General features: G+C 67.6%; 14 protein-coding genes. 7 read left to right on the plus strand and 7 right to left on the minus strand.

Annotated features, from left to right (window positions below):
* Window positions 1–216 precede the first annotated feature (216 nt).
* The 7 genes from VL52_RS19300 (at window position 217) to VL52_RS19330 (ending at window position 7272) form a co-directional block, all read left to right on the plus strand.
* Window positions 217–528, plus strand: coding sequence for a (2Fe-2S)-binding protein (locus tag VL52_RS19300; protein WP_031296427.1), 312 nt, complete (start codon window positions 217–219; stop codon window positions 526–528).
* On the plus strand, window positions 525–1931 hold the full coding sequence (locus tag VL52_RS19305) for an FAD/NAD(P)-dependent oxidoreductase (protein WP_046158566.1): 1407 nt from the start codon (window positions 525–527) through the stop codon (window positions 1929–1931). The genes VL52_RS19300 and VL52_RS19305 overlap by 4 nt, the downstream gene beginning before the upstream one ends.
* A gap of 1 nt (window position 1932) precedes the next feature.
* On the plus strand, window positions 1933–3192 hold the full coding sequence (hcnC, locus tag VL52_RS19310) for a cyanide-forming glycine dehydrogenase subunit HcnC (protein WP_046158567.1): 1260 nt from the start codon (window positions 1933–1935) through the stop codon (window positions 3190–3192).
* Window positions 3193–3372: 180 nt separating this feature from the next.
* Window positions 3373–4473 (plus strand): ABC transporter substrate-binding protein, encoded by a 1101-nt coding sequence (locus VL52_RS19315; protein ID WP_021477296.1) that lies wholly within the window; start codon window positions 3373–3375, stop codon window positions 4471–4473.
* 63 nt (window positions 4474–4536) lie between these two features.
* Window positions 4537–5448: an ABC transporter permease gene (locus tag VL52_RS19320; protein ID WP_046158568.1), complete on the plus strand. Its 912-nt coding sequence runs from the start codon at window positions 4537–4539 to the stop codon at window positions 5446–5448.
* Entirely contained in the window at window positions 5445–6245 is an 801-nt protein-coding gene (locus tag VL52_RS19325) for an ABC transporter permease (protein ID WP_046158569.1), read from the plus strand. Before VL52_RS19320 ends, VL52_RS19325 begins: the two co-directional genes overlap by 4 nt.
* 19 nt (window positions 6246–6264) lie before the next feature.
* On the plus strand, window positions 6265–7272 hold the full coding sequence (locus tag VL52_RS19330; RefSeq protein WP_046158575.1) for an ABC transporter ATP-binding protein: 1008 nt from the start codon (window positions 6265–6267) through the stop codon (window positions 7270–7272).
* 3 nt (window positions 7273–7275) lie between these two features.
* Here VL52_RS19330 and VL52_RS23560 read toward each other — a convergent pair whose 3' ends face one another.
* The 7 genes from VL52_RS23560 to VL52_RS19365 form a co-directional block, all read right to left on the minus strand.
* A complete protein-coding gene (locus tag VL52_RS23560; protein ID WP_052729411.1) occupies window positions 7276–9126 on the minus strand; it encodes a methyl-accepting chemotaxis protein in 1851 nt (616 codons plus the stop codon).
* Between the two features lie 80 nt (window positions 9127–9206).
* Window positions 9207–9776 carry a nucleotidyltransferase family protein gene (locus tag VL52_RS19340; RefSeq protein ID WP_046158576.1) on the minus strand — a complete coding sequence of 190 codons (570 nt, stop codon included), beginning with the start codon at window positions 9774–9776 and terminating at the stop codon, window positions 9207–9209.
* Window positions 9773–10777 (minus strand): XdhC family protein, encoded by a 1005-nt coding sequence (locus tag VL52_RS19345; protein WP_046158570.1) that lies wholly within the window; start codon window positions 10775–10777, stop codon window positions 9773–9775. The genes VL52_RS19340 and VL52_RS19345 overlap by 4 nt, the downstream gene beginning before the upstream one ends.
* Window positions 10774–11319, minus strand: a complete 546-nt coding sequence (locus VL52_RS19350) for a hypothetical protein (RefSeq protein ID WP_052729413.1) — start codon at window positions 11317–11319, stop codon at window positions 10774–10776. The genes VL52_RS19345 and VL52_RS19350 overlap by 4 nt, the downstream gene beginning before the upstream one ends.
* Window positions 11320–11330: 11 nt before the next feature.
* Entirely contained in the window at window positions 11331–13502 is a 2172-nt protein-coding gene (locus tag VL52_RS19355; protein WP_046158571.1) for a xanthine dehydrogenase family protein molybdopterin-binding subunit, read from the minus strand.
* A 9-nt stretch (window positions 13503–13511) separates the two neighbouring features.
* The gene (locus VL52_RS19360; protein ID WP_046158572.1) at window positions 13512–13964 is read right to left on the minus strand and encodes a (2Fe-2S)-binding protein; all 453 of its coding nucleotides are present in this window, start codon (window positions 13962–13964) and stop codon (window positions 13512–13514) included.
* A gap of 147 nt (window positions 13965–14111) precedes the next feature.
* Window positions 14112–15099 (minus strand): DUF1615 domain-containing protein (locus VL52_RS19365; protein WP_046158578.1); only part of this gene is annotated, 988 nt, incomplete at its 5' end.

Genomic DNA, 15099 nt, shown 5'->3' on the forward strand with positions numbered 1-15099 from the left:
GTTTAAATTCAAAAATTGACATGAGTTAAACAAATGGCAGTTTCATAATGCTAAAACGAACTTTGCTTGCGCATAGCAAGTCCATTTGCATCAGATTTGAAAATAATTTAGCCGACAAGCGAACAAAACCTGTATCGCGATCATGAACCGGAGCGATGGCGGAACCCGGCTTCACGGTAAGAAACCGCCAGCTAGCCAAAACCAGCAAGGTGCACCATGTCCTTACACCGCAGTCACGATATCCAGGCATTGCAGGGCCAGACCCTGACGATACACATCAACGATCAACCGGTCGTAGCGGCCAGCGGCGAAACCGTGCTGAGCGTGCTCAGCGCCGTCGGCCTGCGCCAGCTCAGCCGCAACGACAACCAGCAGATCGCCGGCTCCTATTGCGGGATGGGCGTGTGCCATTGCTGCCTGGTCAAGATAGACGGGCGCCACAAGCGCCGCGCCTGCCAGACCGTGGTCAGCCCCGGAATGAAAGTGGAAACGGCCCATAACCGCCTGAACACGGAGGGCCTGAGATGAGCGCGAAACCGGTGATCGTCGGCGGCGGCCCGGCCGGCATGTCGGCCGCCATGGAACTGGCCCGACACGGCGTGGACAGCGTGCTGCTGGATGAAGCCTCCCGCGTCGGCGGCGTGGTCTACCGCGGCCCGCTGCGCCAGGGCGTGGTGCTGGACTACCTGGGCGAACGCTATCGCGAGAACATGCAGGCGCTGCACCGCGAGTTCGAGCAATACCGCAGCCGCGTCGACATCCGGCTGGACACCCGCATCGTCGGCGGCGGCGACGGCGAACTGTTCGCGCTGACGCCGGACGAGCAGGTCGAAGCCATCCCCTACTCCCAGCTGCTGCTGGCCGCCGGCTGCCATGAGCGCAGCGTGCCCTTCCCCGGCTGGACTCTGCCCGGCGTGATCATGCTGGGCGGCCTGCAGCTGCAGATCAAGAGCGGCGTGGTCAAGCCGCTGGGCCGCACCGTGCTGGTGGGCACCGGCCCGCTGCTGCCGCTGGTCGCCTGCCAACTGCACCGCGCCGGCGTGGAAGTGGCCGGCGTCTACGAGGCCAGCGCCTTCGGCCGGCTGGCCAAGGAGGCGATCGCCCTGCTCAACCAGCCGCAGCTGTTCCTGGACGGCCTGAGCATGGTGGCCTACCTGAAGCGCCACGGCGTCCCGCTGCACTACGGCTGGGGCGTGGTGGAAGCCCACGGCGACGCCGAACTGGGCGAGGTGACCGTCGCGCCGTACGACGCCGAATGGCACGCCGACCTGACGCGCAGCCGCCGCCTGCAAGTGCAGACGCTGGCCGTCGGCTACGGCTTCATCCCGCGCACCCAGCTGACCCAGCAGATGGGTCTGGAGCACCGCTACGCCGACGACGGCTACCTGAAGCCGGTCAACGACGACTGGCAGCGCAGCAGCCGCAGCAACGTTCACTTGGCCGGCGACATCGGCGGCCTGCGCGGCGGCGACGCCGCCATCGTCACCGGCCGCATCGCCGCGCTGTCCATGCTGCTGCAGCTGGGCAAGCTGGACGAAGCGCAGGTGCTGAGCCGGCGCCAGGCATGCCTGGACGAACTCGCTTCCATCCTGCGTTTCCGCAAGGGCATAGACAGCTTCACCCGCCGCGGCCGCGGCCAGCTTGCGTTGCCGGCGCGCGACACCGTGATCTGCCGCTGCGAGCACGCCACCCGCCAAGACATCGACACCGCGCTGGAGCAGGGCGTCAACGACCTGATCAGCCTGAAGATGCGCACCCGCGTCAGCATGGGCGACTGCCAGGGCAAGATGTGCGTCGGCTATTGCAGCGACCGCCTGCGCGAGCACACTGGCAAGCGCGACGTGGGCTGGATACGCCCGCGCTTCCCGCTGGACCCGCTGCCGTTCTCGGCCTTCTCCGCAATCGATGCCCAACAGACTGAAGAGATTTGACATGAGCAAGCAATACGACATCGTGATCGCCGGCGGCGGCGTGATCGGCGCCTCCTGCGCCTACCAGCTGTCCAAGAACCGCGACCTGAAGATCGCGCTGGTCGACAGCAAGCGCCCCGGCAACGCGTCGCGCGCGTCGGCCGGCGGCCTGTGGGCGATCGGCGAGTCGGTGGGCCTGGGCTGCGGCGTGATCTTCTTCCGCATGACCTCGGCCAAACGCAAGCGCGACGCCGCCGGCGCCGCGGTGGCCGTGGACGCCACCACGCCGCACATCCTGCCGCAGAGCTTCTTCGACTTCGCGCTGGCCTCCAACGCCCTGTACCCGACGCTGCACCAGGAGCTGATGGAAAACCACGGCATGGACTTCAAGTTCGAGCGCACCGGGCTCAAGTACATCATTTACGATGAGGAAGACCAGCTGTACGCCGAGCACATCGCCGCCCAGATTCCGCATCTGGCCAGCGAAGTGCGCTGGCTGGACCAGGCCCAGCTGCGCGCGGACGAGCCCTATGTCAGCGGCCAGGCGCAAGGCGCGCTGGAATTCCTGTGCGACCACCAGGTCAGCCCGTTCCGCCTGACCGACGCCTATACCGAGGCGGCGCGCCAGAACGGCGTCGACGTGTTCTTCAACGTCAACGTCACCGGCGTCACCCGCCAGGGCAGCCGCGTCACCGGCGTCTGCACCGCCGAGGCCGGCGATTTCTCTTGCCACACGCTGATCAATGCCGGCGGCTCCTGGGCCGCCGAGCTGTCGCGCTGGGCCACCGGCCGCACCATCCCGGTCAAGCCGGTCAAGGGCCAGATCGTGCTGTCCGAGAAAATGCCCAAGCTCTTGCGCGGCTGCATCACCACCAGCGACTGCTACATCGCGCAAAAGGACAACGGCGAAATCCTGATCGGCAGCACCACCGAGGACAAGGGCTACGACACCGCCATCACCTACCCGGAAATCAACGGTCTGGTGCAGGGCGCGATCCGCTGCGTGCCGGAGCTCGCCAACGTCAACATCAAGCGCTGCTGGGCCGGCCTGCGTCCCGGCACCCCGGACGAGCTGCCCATCCTGGGGCCGGAAGACGGCGTCGAAGGCTATCTGAACGCCTGCGGCCACTTCCGCACCGGCATCCTCACCTCGGCCATCACCGGGGTGATGCTGAACGGGCTGGTGCGCGGCGAGCCGCTGCCGCTGGACGTCACGCCCTTCCTGGCCGGCCGCTTCCCCAACCGCACCGAAAAACAGATGGATTTCGCGCTGCACGCCTGATCAAGTTCCTCTCACTGAGCCGCCACGGCCTGATGGCCTGGCGGTTTTTTTCCGCCCGCGCCGGCGGACATCGGCGGATGAAACCGTTTTGTCATATTAATGACGTCGTTTTGTCATCAATCCCTCATACCATCGCATCAGTTTTTCGATAGATAGGCCACCGGCCGCAGAAGGGGAGCAATGATGAAGCACAAACTGGGTTACATCGCCGTCGCCGGCGCCTTGGGTCTGATCGCCAACGCCGCCATCGCCGACAATCTCGCCGCGCTGGTCCAGGCCGCCAAGAAGGAAGGCGAGCTGAACACCATCGCCCTGCCGCACGACTGGTGCGGCTACGGCAATGTGATCGCCGGCTTCAAGGCCAAGTACGGCATCAAGGTCAACGAGCTGAATCCCGACGCCGGCTCCGCCGACGAGCTGGAGGCCATCAAGGCCAACAAGAACAACAAGGGACCGCAGGCGCCGGACGTGATCGACGTCGGCCTGTCCTTCGGCCCGCAAGCCAAGGCCGCCGGCCTGCTGCAGCCGTACAAGGTGTCCACCTGGAAGAGCATTCCGGACAACGTCAAGGACAAGGACGGCTACTGGTACGGCGACTACTACGGCGTGCTGACCTTTCAGGTCAACCGCGACCTGATCAGCAAGGCCCCGGCCGACTGGTCCGACCTCTTGAAGCCGGAATACAAAAACGCCGTGGCGCTGGCCGGCGACCCGCGCGCCGCCAACCAGGCCATTCAGGGCGTGTTCGCCGCCGGCCTGGCCCAGGCCAAGGGCGACGTGGGCAAATCCGCCGACGCCGGCCTGAAATTCTTCTCGCAGCTGAACAAGAACGGCAACTTCGTGCCGGTGATCGGCAAGGCCGCCTCGCTGGCCCAGGGCACCACCCCCATCATCGTGCGCTGGGACTACAACGCGCTGGCCGACCGCGACACGCTGAAGGGCAACCCGAAAGTGGACGTGATCGTGCCAAAGAGCGGCGTGGTGGCCGGCGTCTACGCCCAGGCCATCAGCGCCTACGCGCCGCATCCCAACGCCGCCAAGCTATGGATGGAATACCTGTTCTCCGACGAAGGCCAGGTGGCCTGGCTGAAGGGCTACTGCCACCCGATCCGCTTCAACGACCTGACCGCCCGGAAGAAGATCCCGTCCGAGCTGATCAGCAAGCTGCCGGACGCCGCCGCCTACAAGAAAGCGGTGTTTCCGACCATCGAGCAGCAAGAAGCCTACAAGGCCGGCATCACCAAGCAGTGGGACAGCGTGGTTGGCAGCAACGTGAAGTAACACGCTGCGTCTAGCCTTACCTCCGGGCCGCCTCTGGCGGCCCGTTCACCTAGAGAAACACCGATGTCCGCATCCTCAGAATCCATGCCGACGCCCTCCTCCCGCACAGCCATTCCCCCAAGCGCCGCCCGCGCCTCGCTGCTGTCGTGGGTGGGCGTCGCGCCCTTCCTGCTGTTCGCGCTGCTGTTCCTGATCCTGCCCACCGGCATGCTGATGGTGGGCGCCTTCCAGGACGCGCAGGGCCACTTCACGCTGAACAACATCGTCCGCCTGTTCGACGACAACATCCTCAGCGCCTACAAGATCAGCCTGGAGATCAGCGCCGCCTCGGCCATCCTGGGCACCGCGCTGGGCCTGTTGCTGGCGCTGGCGGCGATACGCGGCGGCCTGCCCGCCTGGATCCGCCCGACGCTGACCACCTTCTCCGGCGTCGCGTCCAACTTCGCCGGCATTCCGCTCGCCTTCGCCTTCCTCTCCACGCTGGGCCGGATGGGGCTGGTGACCATGCTGCTGCGCAAGTATCTGGACTTTGACCTGTACGCCAGCGGCTTCTCCATCCTCAGCTTCGCCGGCCTGACGCTGACCTATCTGTACTTCCAGGTGCCGCTGATGGTGCTGATCATCGCCCCCGCCGTGGAAGGGCTGAAGGACGAATGGCGCGAGGCCTGCGAGAGCCTCGGCGGCTCGGGCTTCGCCTACTGGCGGCACATCGCGCTGCCGGTGCTGTGGCCCAGCCTGGTCGGCGCCGCGCTGCTCTTGTTCGCCAACGCCTTCGGCGCGGTGGCCACCGCTTACGCGCTGACCGGCAGCTCGCTGAACATCGTCACCATCCTGTTGTACGCGCAGATCCACGGCGACGTGCTGCACGACCAGAACCTGGGCTACGCGCTGGCGCTGGGCATGGTCCTGATCACCGGCAGCGCCAACGCCGGCTACATCTGGCTGCGCAAGCGCAGCCAAAGGGAGGCCGCATGAAACCCACCGCCACCTCGCGCCTGGGCGCCTGGCTCGCCATTCTGCTCGGCAGCGGCTACTTCCTGCTGCCCTTGATCGCCACCTTCGAATTCAGCCTGAAGATGAAGCGCGAAGGCTACAGCTTCGAAGCCTATAAAACGGTGCTGACCGACCCAGGCTTCCAGGCGAGCTTCGGCTACTCCGCGCTGCTGGCGCTGCTGACCATCGCCGTCGGCATCCTGCTGGTGGTGCCCACCGCCTTCTGGGTGCAGCTCAAGCTGCCGCAATTGCGGCCGCTGATCGAATTCATCACCCTGCTGCCGCTGGTGATTCCCGCCATCGTGCTGGTATTCGGCTACCTGCGCCTCTACGGCAGCGGCGGCTGGCTGCCGTTCACCGGCAGCGAGCGCGGCACCGACGCGCTGCTGGTGTTCGGCTACGTGACGCTGGCCCTGCCCTACCTGTACCGCTCGGTGGACACCGGCCTGTCGGCGATAGACGTCCGCTCGCTGACCGAGGCGGCGCAGAGCCTGGGCAGCGGCTGGTTCGACATCCTCAGACTGGTGATCTTCCCCAACCTGAAAACCGCCATCCTGTCCGGCGCCTTCCTGACCTTCGCCATCGTCATCGGCGAGTTCACGCTGGCCAGCCTGCTGGCCCGCCCGGCCTTCGGCCCCTATCTGCAGCTGATCGGCGCCAACCGCGCCTACGAGCCGGCCGCGCTGGCCATCATCGCCTTCCTGGTCACCTGGGCGGCGATGGGGCTGATGCAGGTGGTCAGCCGCAACCGCGCCGCCTTCGGCGCAGACGAACATTGAATTGGAAACGGAAAGCATCATGGCATTTCTGCAAATCGACCATCTGAACAAGCGCTTCGGCCAGCAGGCCGTGGTCCACGATTTCAACATGCAGGTGGAGGCCGGCGAGTTCGTCACCTTCCTCGGCCCGTCCGGCTGCGGCAAGACCACGGTGCTGCGCATGATCGCCGGCTTCGAGACGCCCAGCGGCGGCGCCATCCGCCTGGCCGGCGACGACATCACCCGCCAGTCGCCGCAGAAGCGCGGCATCGGCATGGTGTTCCAGAGCTACGCGCTGTTTCCCAACATGAACGTGGCCGACAACATCGCCTTCGGCCTGAAGATGCAGAAGCGCTCCGCCGACGAAATCCGCCGCAAGGTGGGAGAAGTGATCGCGCTGGTGGAGCTGAACGGCCGCGAACGCCACCTGCCGCACCAGCTGTCCGGCGGCCAGCGCCAGCGCGTGGCCCTGGCCCGAGCGCTGGTGGTGGAGCCGCGCGTGCTGCTGCTGGACGAGCCGCTGTCGGCGCTGGATGCCCGCATCCGCAAGAACCTGCGCGAGCAGATCCGCGACATCCAGCGCCGCCTGGGTCTGACCACCGTCTTCGTCACCCACGACCAGGAAGAGGCGCTGACGATGTCGGACCGCATCTTCGTGATGAACCAGGGCAAGGTGGAGCAGGAGGGCGCGGCGGAGACCATCTACACCCAGCCGGCCACCGAATTCGTCGCCCGCTTCATGGGCAACTACAATCTGCTGACCGCCGAGCAAAGCCACGCGCTGCTGGGGCTGGAAATCCGCGGCCACCTGGCGGTGCGTCCGGAATCGATAGAACTGCTGGGCAATGATGACGCCGCCGACGATCAGGCGCTGCCGGCGGTAATCCGCCAGCACCAACTGCTGGGCAACATCATCCGCTACCAGGTGGACGCCGGCGGCGCGACGCTGCAGGTGGACCGGCTCAACCGCCACGCGGCCGATCTGCTGCCGGCCGGCGCGCCGGTGCGGCTGCGCTTCGACCGCGACAATCTGCGCGAGGTGCGCTGAGCGTCAATCCGAGGACTCGGCCCCCTGCTGGAAGTAATGCATCTGCTGGCGCAGGCTGTCGGCGCGCATCGCCACCTCCTGCGCCGCCGCCGACAGCTCCTCGCTGGCGGCGGCGTTGTCCTGCGACAGCTGGTTCAGCCGCCGCATCGCCTGGTTGATATTGCCCACCCGCTGCGCTTGCTCCGTCGCCTCGCTGGAAATCCCCTTCACCAGATCCAGGGTCTGGCGGCTGGACTCGACGATATCGCTCAGTTGCTGGCCGGCGCTCTCCGCCAGCTCCACGCTGTCTATCGCCACCCGGCCGATCTCCTTGGCCGCGGCCTGGCTGCGCATCGCCAGCTTGCGCACCTCGTCCGCCACCACCGCGAAGCCCCGGCCGTGCTCGCCCGCCCTCGCCGCCTCTATCGCCGCGTTCAGCGCCAGCAGATTGGTCTGGTAGGCGATGTCGTCGATGATGTCGGTGCGTTTGGCAATCTGGCGCATCGCCGCTATCGTCTGCTGCACCACCCGGTTGCCCTCGGCCGCCTGAGCGCTGGCGGTGTCCGCCATGCCGCCGGCGTGATTGGCGTCGCCGGCCATGCTGAACATGCTGCAGGCGATGTCGTCGATCGCGCTGCTGCTCTCTTCCGCGTCGGACGAAGTGCGCGCCGCGCCCTGCGACAGGCCCTGCGACGCGGAATTCAGCTCGATGGACGCGTTGGCCACCGCGTCGGCGTCTTCCTTCACCTGCAGGATCACGCCGGACAGCCGCTCGCCCATCTGGCGGATGTGGGCGGCCAGGCTGTGGTCGTCGCCGCGCCGCAGCGGCAGGAAGAAGTCCAGCCGGCCGACGGACAGCTCGCGCATGCCCCGCGCCACCTCGTCCGGCTCCGCGCCCAGGGTGCGGATGATGTTGCGGCCCACCAGCACGGCCAGGCCGATCGGCAACAGCAGCAGCAACAGGCCCAGCAGCACCAGATAGCCATACACCCGCGCGCTGCTCGCCTGCGCGTCCAACTGTCCGCGGATCTGCTGCAATAGCTGGCCCTGCAGCTGGTACAGCTCCGCCACCCGCAGGCCGGCGACGCGGAACCATTCGTCCGGCGTCTCGCTCTGCATCGCGCCGGCGCCGCGCGCCAACACCGCGTCGCGGGCCGACTCGAACTGCCGGCTGCGGTCCATCGCCGCCCGCAGCGCGGCCTCGTCGCCGCCGTATTGCCGGTATTGCGAGCGGCACAGCTCTTCCTGCGACTCCACGCCGCTGACCAGCCGGAAATTGGTGATGCTGAAGCTGCCCACGGTCAGCACGCCGGTCACCAGCCCGCGGGTGCGGCTGGTGAATTCCTTCTGGCAATTCACCGCAGACCACTGCAACAGCAGGGCCTGCACCTCGGGCGTCTGGGCATTGAACAGGGTGATGATGCCGGACAGCTGCTCGATCATGTCCGAATAGCGGTTGAACTCCGGCGCGGGCGAGATGTGGCGGGCGTCTATGTCTCGGCGCAGCTGGTCCAGATCATTCTGCGTCGGCACGCTGTGGCTCAGATAGGCGCGCAGGCCGTCGGACAACTCGTCCTGCGGCTGGGCCCGCAGCTTCTGCAGCACGATATCGGCCGCCGCGCGCGCCCGGACCAGCTCGGCAGGCAACGCCTGATGGCGGTTGAGATAACCATAGCCCAACCCGCGCTCGACCTGCAGCTGCTGGATCAGCTCTCCCACCATCTCGATATTGGCGCTCAGCACCTGATCGCGGTCCAACACCTGCAACAACTGGCGTTGATGCCAGGCGTAGCCTATCGCCACGCAAGACAGGGCCAGCACCAGCGGCGCGATCAGCAGCACCAGTTTGTGGGCAACCGTGAAGCGAACCCGCATATCCGTCATCCACCCCGAGCCGGAACACTTCTCACTATAGGAGAGGCCCGCCGCTAAGCGTAAATACCAGGGTGCGCGGTTCAGACCAGCTTCGTCAGGTCCTCCGGCTGATCGATGTCCAGCAACACGCCCGGATCGTCCAGCTCCAGCCTCAGGGCCCCATTCCAGTCCAGGATGTCGCGCGCGCCGGCATCGCCCCGCAAATCGAGCAATCCGGGCAAGCAATCCGCCGGCAGCCCGCGCGGATGGCCCGCCCGGCCCTGATAGCAGGGCAGCACCAGTTGGCCGTGCGCCAGCGCCGCCGCCACCTGGCTGACGGTGTGCGGCCGCACCGCCGGCATGTCCGCCAAGCCCAGCACCAGTCCGCGGCAACCCGGCAGCCCCAGCGCCCAGGCGGCGGCGCAGGCCAGCGAATGCCCGATGCCGCCGCGGTTGAGCCGGCAGGCCAGCGGCTGCAGGCCCAGCCGGCCGCACAGCTCCAGCCCGAAGGCGTCGTCTTCCGGCAGCACCAGCGCCAACGGCCCGAGCCGGCCGATAAACGCCTCGGCGCTGGCCTCCAGCAACGTGCGGCCGTCCGGCAGCCGCGCCTGCCGCTTGTCGGCGCCGAAGCGGCGCGCCTGGCCCGCCGCCAGCAGAGCGCCCGCCATCATGTCCGGCAACTCCTTTCCTCGCCATGAGCCCCCTCCCGGTTACAAGCGCTGCGGCTGGCGATCAGATCGGCGGCGATGGAGACCGCGATCTCGGCCGGGGTGCGCGAGCCTATCGCCAGCCCCACAGGTCCGTGCAGCTTGTCCAACTGCGCCGGCGTCAGGCCGAAGTGCTCGGCCAGCCTCGCCTTTCGTTTCATCGTAGTCGTGGCCGAGCCCAACGCGCCGACATAATGGCAGGGCAGCCTGAGCGCCTCCATCAACGCCAGGTCGTCCAGCTTGGGATCGTGCGTCACCGCCACCACCGCGGTGCGCTCGTCGCAGCCGAAGGCCAGCACCAGGTCGTCCGGCATCTCGACCGACAGCGCGACGCCTCCCAGCTCCCAGCCCGCCGCGTATTCCTCGCGCGGCTCGCACACCGTCACCGCGTAGTCCAGCGTCAGCGCGATCTGCGCCAGGTAGAGGCCCAGTTCGGCGCCGCCGATGATCAACAGCCGCCAGCGCGGGCCGTGCAGCACGGAAAATCCCGTCTCGTCCTCGGCGAAGGCGTCCGCCGGCCCTTCATTCAGAAGATAAGCCGCGCCATCCTGGTAATCGACCCGCCGCCACAGGCAGCGGCGCTGCCGCACCGCGGCCAGCAGCGCCTCCAGCTGCGCCGGGTCGGGTGCCGTCTCCACCGCCACCCTGAGGCTGTTGCCGCAGGGCAGCCGGTAACGCTGCCTCTCCTCGACGCTGGCGCCGAAGCTGCGCACCCAGGCAGTACGGCCATCACCAAATACGCCGCCCTCGGCGATTTCCCGCCGCAGATCGTCCTCTACGCAACCGCCGGACACCGAGCCGCAGATCACGCCGTCGTCGCGTATCGCCGCCAGCGCGCCGGGCGGCCTGGGGCTGGCGCCGTAGGTGCCCAGCACCGTCAGCAGCGCGACGCGGCGGCCCTGCCGCAGCCAGTCCAGCGTCTGCGCCAGCACGGTCTCGTCGTTGCCGCGCACCGCCGCGCTCATTTCGGACAATAGGCGCCGGTATCGGCCCAGCGCCGCACCGCGTCGTGGAAATCGTTTTGCGACAAGGGCGGCAGCGTGCGCCGCCCGCCCGGATGCCAGGCCCACTGCACCAGCGGGTCCGTCGTCATGTGGGCGACCAGCGCGGGAACGTCGCGGTTGCCATTGCGCGACTTGTCCACCAGCCGGCGGCACATCTGGCCGGCGCTCAGCCCCTCCCACCCCATGCTCAGCGGCGCCAGGTGCCAGTTGGGCGCGCCCGGCACCGCGCCGTCGGCCGAGTTGGCCGTCTGATGGCAGGCCAGGCACATCAGCGACGGATGGCCCATGTCCGCCGGTCCGCGCTTGATCATCTGCTGGTGCGGATGGCGGTCGTCGCCCTGGCGCGGAAAGTCGGTGACGGTGTGGCAGTTCAGGCAACGCGGCGATTGCAGCACCCTGGCCACATCGCCGAAGGCCTGCCGCGACGCGGCCGGGTCGCCCGCCGCCCACGCGGCCGGCAGCCAGGCGCCCAGCGCCCAGCACAAAACTATCGAGATTTTCATGTCCGTATCCCTCACACCATCTGGTAGCCGTGCCGGCTCAGCGGCAGCTCGCGCCGCCTTTGGCCGGAAGCCGCATGGATGGCGTTGGCCAGCGCCGGCGCGACCACCGGCACCGCCGGCTCGCCGGTGCCGCCCGGCGCTTCCTCGCTGGCGACGATGGAAACATCCACCTTGGGCGCCTGGAACATCCTGACGATGGGGTAACCGTCGAAATTCTTCTGCTCCACCTCGCCGTCCTTGAAGGTTATCTCGCCGAACAGCGCCGCGGACAGGCCGAACATGATGCCGCCCTCCATCTGGGCCGCCACCTGGTCGGGATTGACCACCACGCCGCAATCGACCGCGCACCAGACATGCACCACTTTCAATTCCTTGCCCTTGACCGACACCTCCACCACCTGGGCGATATGGGAGCCGAAGGACGTGTGCACGGCCGCGCCCAGGCCATGGCCCTTGGGCAGCTTGCGGCCCCAGCCGGCCATCCGCGCCGCCTCGCGCAGCACCGCCTGCTCGCGCGGCGCCTTGTCCATCAGCGCCAGCCGGTAGGCCACCGGGTCCTGGCGCGCCAGCCGCGCCAGCTCGTCGATGAAGCTTTCCTTGGAGAAGGCGCTGTGGGAATGGCCGACCGAGCGCCACCACAGCACCGGCAGCGGGATCTCAGGGGTGTGCAGGTCCAGCGAGACCGCCGGCAGCGCGTAGGGCATGTCGTCGGTGCCTTCCACCGACACCGAGTCGATGCCGTTCTTGATCATCATCGGCGCGAACGGCGTGCCGGCGATGATGGACTGGCCGACGCCGGTCTGCAGCCAGGCGGCCGGCTTGCCATCGGCGCCGATGCCGCCGCGCACGCGGTCCAGCCACATCGGCCGGTAGTAGGCGCCGGCCAGGTCGTCGTCGCGGGTCCACATCAGCCGGACGGGCACGTCCTGGCCGTGATGCTTGGCCACCTCCATCGCCTCCTTCAGCCAGTCGGAGCCGACCGGCACCGCGCGCCGGCCGAAGCCGCCGCCCAGCAAGGTGGTGTGCAGCGTGACCTGCTCCGGCTTCAGCCCCGACATCGCGGCCGCCATGCCGGCGTCTATCGTCTGCGACTGGGTGCCGCTCCAGATTTCGCAGCTGCCGGGCTTCAGCCAGACCACGCAGTTGAGCGGCTCCATCGGCGAATGGGACAGATACGGCACCTCGTACCAGGCCTCCAGCTTCTTGGCCGCGCCGGCCAGCGCCGCCTTGGCGTCGCCCTCGCTTCGATAAATCTGCCCGGGCTTGGCCGCGCGGGCGCGGTAATCCGCCCGCTGCCGGGCCGAGTCCAGCTCGGCGTTGGCGCCGCGGTCCCATTCCACCTCCAGCAGGTCGCGCGCCTTCTTGGCCGGCCAAAAGCCATCGGCCAGCACGGCGACGCCGTTGCTGATCGCGAACACGTCCTTGACGCCGGGCACCGCCCTGGCCGCGTCGGCGTTGAAGCCCTTCGGCTTGCCACCGTAGCTGGGGCAGCGCTTGACCAGCGCCGTCAGCATGCCGGGCAGGCGGACGTCCATGGCGAACTGCGCGCGGCCGTCCAGCTTCTCGTCGCCGTCCACCCGGTGCACGCGGGTGCCCAGCAGCTTCCAGCGGTGGCGCGGCTTCAGCTCCACCGCGTCCGGCACCGGCAGCTTGCCGGCGGCCTCGGTCAGCTCGCCGTAGCCCAGGCTGGCGCCGTTGGCGTTGTTGAACACCCGGCTGTTTTCGGCGCGGCATTGCGAGACCGGCACGCGCCAGCGTTGCGCGGCGGCCGCGATCAGCATGTCGCGCGCGGCGGCGCCTATCTTGCGGTACTGGTCATAGCTGGACAGCGTGCTGGTGCTGCCGCCGGTGATCTGGATATGGAAGGCGGTATGGACGTAGATGGGCGCCGCCGGTGCCGACACCACCTTGATCCGGTTCCAGTCGCATTCCAGCTCCTCGGCGATCAGCATCGCCAGCGAGGTGTAGATGCCCTGCCCCATTTCCGACTTGTTGCTGACGATGGTGACGCCGCCGTCCTTTTCGATGCGGACGAAAGCGTTGGGAGAGGGAATGGCGTTCTTGGCCTCGGCCGCCTCGGCCCTGCGCCCGCCCTCGCTGAGGACGAAGCCCAGGCATAGCGCGCCGCCGACCGCGCCGCTCATTTTCAGGAAACTGCGGCGGGACACTCCAGTGGTCGTCATCCTGGTCTCCTACAGCAACTTGGCGGCGGCGTGGATGGCCGCGCGGATGCGGGGATAGGTGCCGCAGCGGCACAGGTTGCCACTCATCGCCAGGTCGATGTCCTGATCGGAAGGATGGGGGTTGGCGCTGAGCAAGGCGGTGGCGGCCAACACCTGGCCGCTCTGGCAGAAGCCGCACTGCACCACGTCCAGCTCATGCCAGGCCTGCTTGACCGCCTGGCCCACCTTGTCGGCGTTGCCTTCCACCGTGGTGATGCTGTCGTCCGCCGCCAGCGTGGAGATCGGCGTCACGCAAGAGCGGATCGGCAACCCGTTCTTCAACACCGTACAGGCGCCGCACAAGGCCGCGCCGCAGCCGAACTTGGTGCCGGTCAGGCCCAGTTCGTCGCGCAATGCCCACAGAATGGGCGTGTCCGGAGAGGAGTTAAGCTCCACCTCCTTGCCGTTGATGGAAACCTTCATGCCTTGCCTCCCGAGCCGAGAAACAGAAGACGACGGCCATGCCATGGCCGCCGTCCGGATGCGAACCGGCGCCGGGCGGAATCCCGCCTCGGCGTCGCTGCAATCACTATAGGCGCTATCGGTTCAGACTCAAGCCGGCGGGCCCGCTCAGCCTCCCCGCTGCAGGCAGCGCTGGTAGCGGCCGTCGACTCGGCGCGCGAACCACTCGGTGGTCAGCTTGTGGGTGAACTTGGGGCTGACCAGCACGATCTGCGGGATGATTTCGCGCGGGGCCTTGGGGCCGGCCAGAGCGAACACCTTCTGGTACAGCGGACTCTGGCCGAAACCGGACAGCTTCTCCAAGCGCAGGTCGCGCATCATGTCGGCGTCGCTGAGGCCCAGCCGGCCGGCGATGGACTGCAGCGCGCGCTGGGTGTCGCTGGTTTCGCCGGACAGCACGCGGTTCATCTTGTCGCTGTAGAGCATGATGTCGCCGTCCAGCGCCAGCTTGCGGCCGGACAGGCGGGCCACCGCCTGCTGGAAGGCGGCGTTGCGGCTGGCGTAGCGGCCGGCGTTGTAGTCGGCGAAGCGGTACACCATCTCGTGGTACGGCGCCGGGTATTGCAGCAGGATGGCGGTGCCGAAGTAGACGCTGCCGCGGCGGCCGAACACCTCGTCGCGCAGGCTGGAATAACTGTACGGATACGGCCAGGCGCGGATGTGGGTTTCGGCGAAAGCCACACTGACCTGCATCGGCCCGCCGTCGCGGATCGGATTTTTATGCTCGAAGATGGTCTGGCCGAACGGCAGCTCGCGCACCATGTCCTCGTACAGCGCGTTCATCTCGCGCTTGGTGCGCAAGGCGTCCACCCGCTGCTTGAAGGTGCGGCCGTCCGGCGATTTCTTGCTCATCGCCGCGTCGACGACGAACTGCGGAATCAGGTACTTCTGCCGGCGCTGCTCGATTTCGCCCCAGACGATCCTGGACAGGCCAGGCACCACCGGGTCCGGACTGAATCCGGACTCCTGCTCCGCCACCGCCAGCACCGCGCAGAAGAACTGCGGCGTGTATGGAATCTTCAGATGGCTGAACGCGCCCATCACGTCGTTGCTCCAGCCCTTGCGGTCCGGGATGCCCGGCGGCAGCAACCGGTCC

Origin of the sequence: Chromobacterium vaccinii (genome assembly GCF_000971335.1) — a bacterium.
GTDB lineage: Bacteria > Pseudomonadota > Gammaproteobacteria > Burkholderiales > Chromobacteriaceae > Chromobacterium > Chromobacterium vaccinii.

Coding starts and splice junctions, on each gene's coding strand:
- VL52_RS19300 (WP_031296427.1), top strand. CDS start 217: ATGTCCTTACACCGCAGTCACGATATCCAGGCATTGCAGGGCCAGACC.
- VL52_RS19305 (WP_046158566.1), top strand. CDS start 525: ATGAGCGCGAAACCGGTGATCGTCGGCGGCGGCCCGGCCGGCATGTCG.
- hcnC (WP_046158567.1), top strand. CDS start 1,933: ATGAGCAAGCAATACGACATCGTGATCGCCGGCGGCGGCGTGATCGGC.
- VL52_RS19315 (WP_021477296.1), top strand. CDS start 3,373: ATGATGAAGCACAAACTGGGTTACATCGCCGTCGCCGGCGCCTTGGGT.
- VL52_RS19320 (WP_046158568.1), top strand. CDS start 4,537: ATGTCCGCATCCTCAGAATCCATGCCGACGCCCTCCTCCCGCACAGCC.
- VL52_RS19325 (WP_046158569.1), top strand. CDS start 5,445: ATGAAACCCACCGCCACCTCGCGCCTGGGCGCCTGGCTCGCCATTCTG.
- VL52_RS19330 (WP_046158575.1), top strand. CDS start 6,265: ATGGCATTTCTGCAAATCGACCATCTGAACAAGCGCTTCGGCCAGCAG.
- VL52_RS23560 (WP_052729411.1), bottom strand. CDS start 9,126: ATGCGGGTTCGCTTCACGGTTGCCCACAAACTGGTGCTGCTGATCGCG.
- VL52_RS19340 (WP_046158576.1), bottom strand. CDS start 9,776: ATGATGGCGGGCGCTCTGCTGGCGGCGGGCCAGGCGCGCCGCTTCGGC.
- VL52_RS19345 (WP_046158570.1), bottom strand. CDS start 10,777: ATGAGCGCGGCGGTGCGCGGCAACGACGAGACCGTGCTGGCGCAGACG.
- VL52_RS19350 (WP_052729413.1), bottom strand. CDS start 11,319: ATGAAAATCTCGATAGTTTTGTGCTGGGCGCTGGGCGCCTGGCTGCCG.
- VL52_RS19355 (WP_046158571.1), bottom strand. CDS start 13,502: ATGACGACCACTGGAGTGTCCCGCCGCAGTTTCCTGAAAATGAGCGGC.
- VL52_RS19360 (WP_046158572.1), bottom strand. CDS start 13,964: ATGAAGGTTTCCATCAACGGCAAGGAGGTGGAGCTTAACTCCTCTCCG.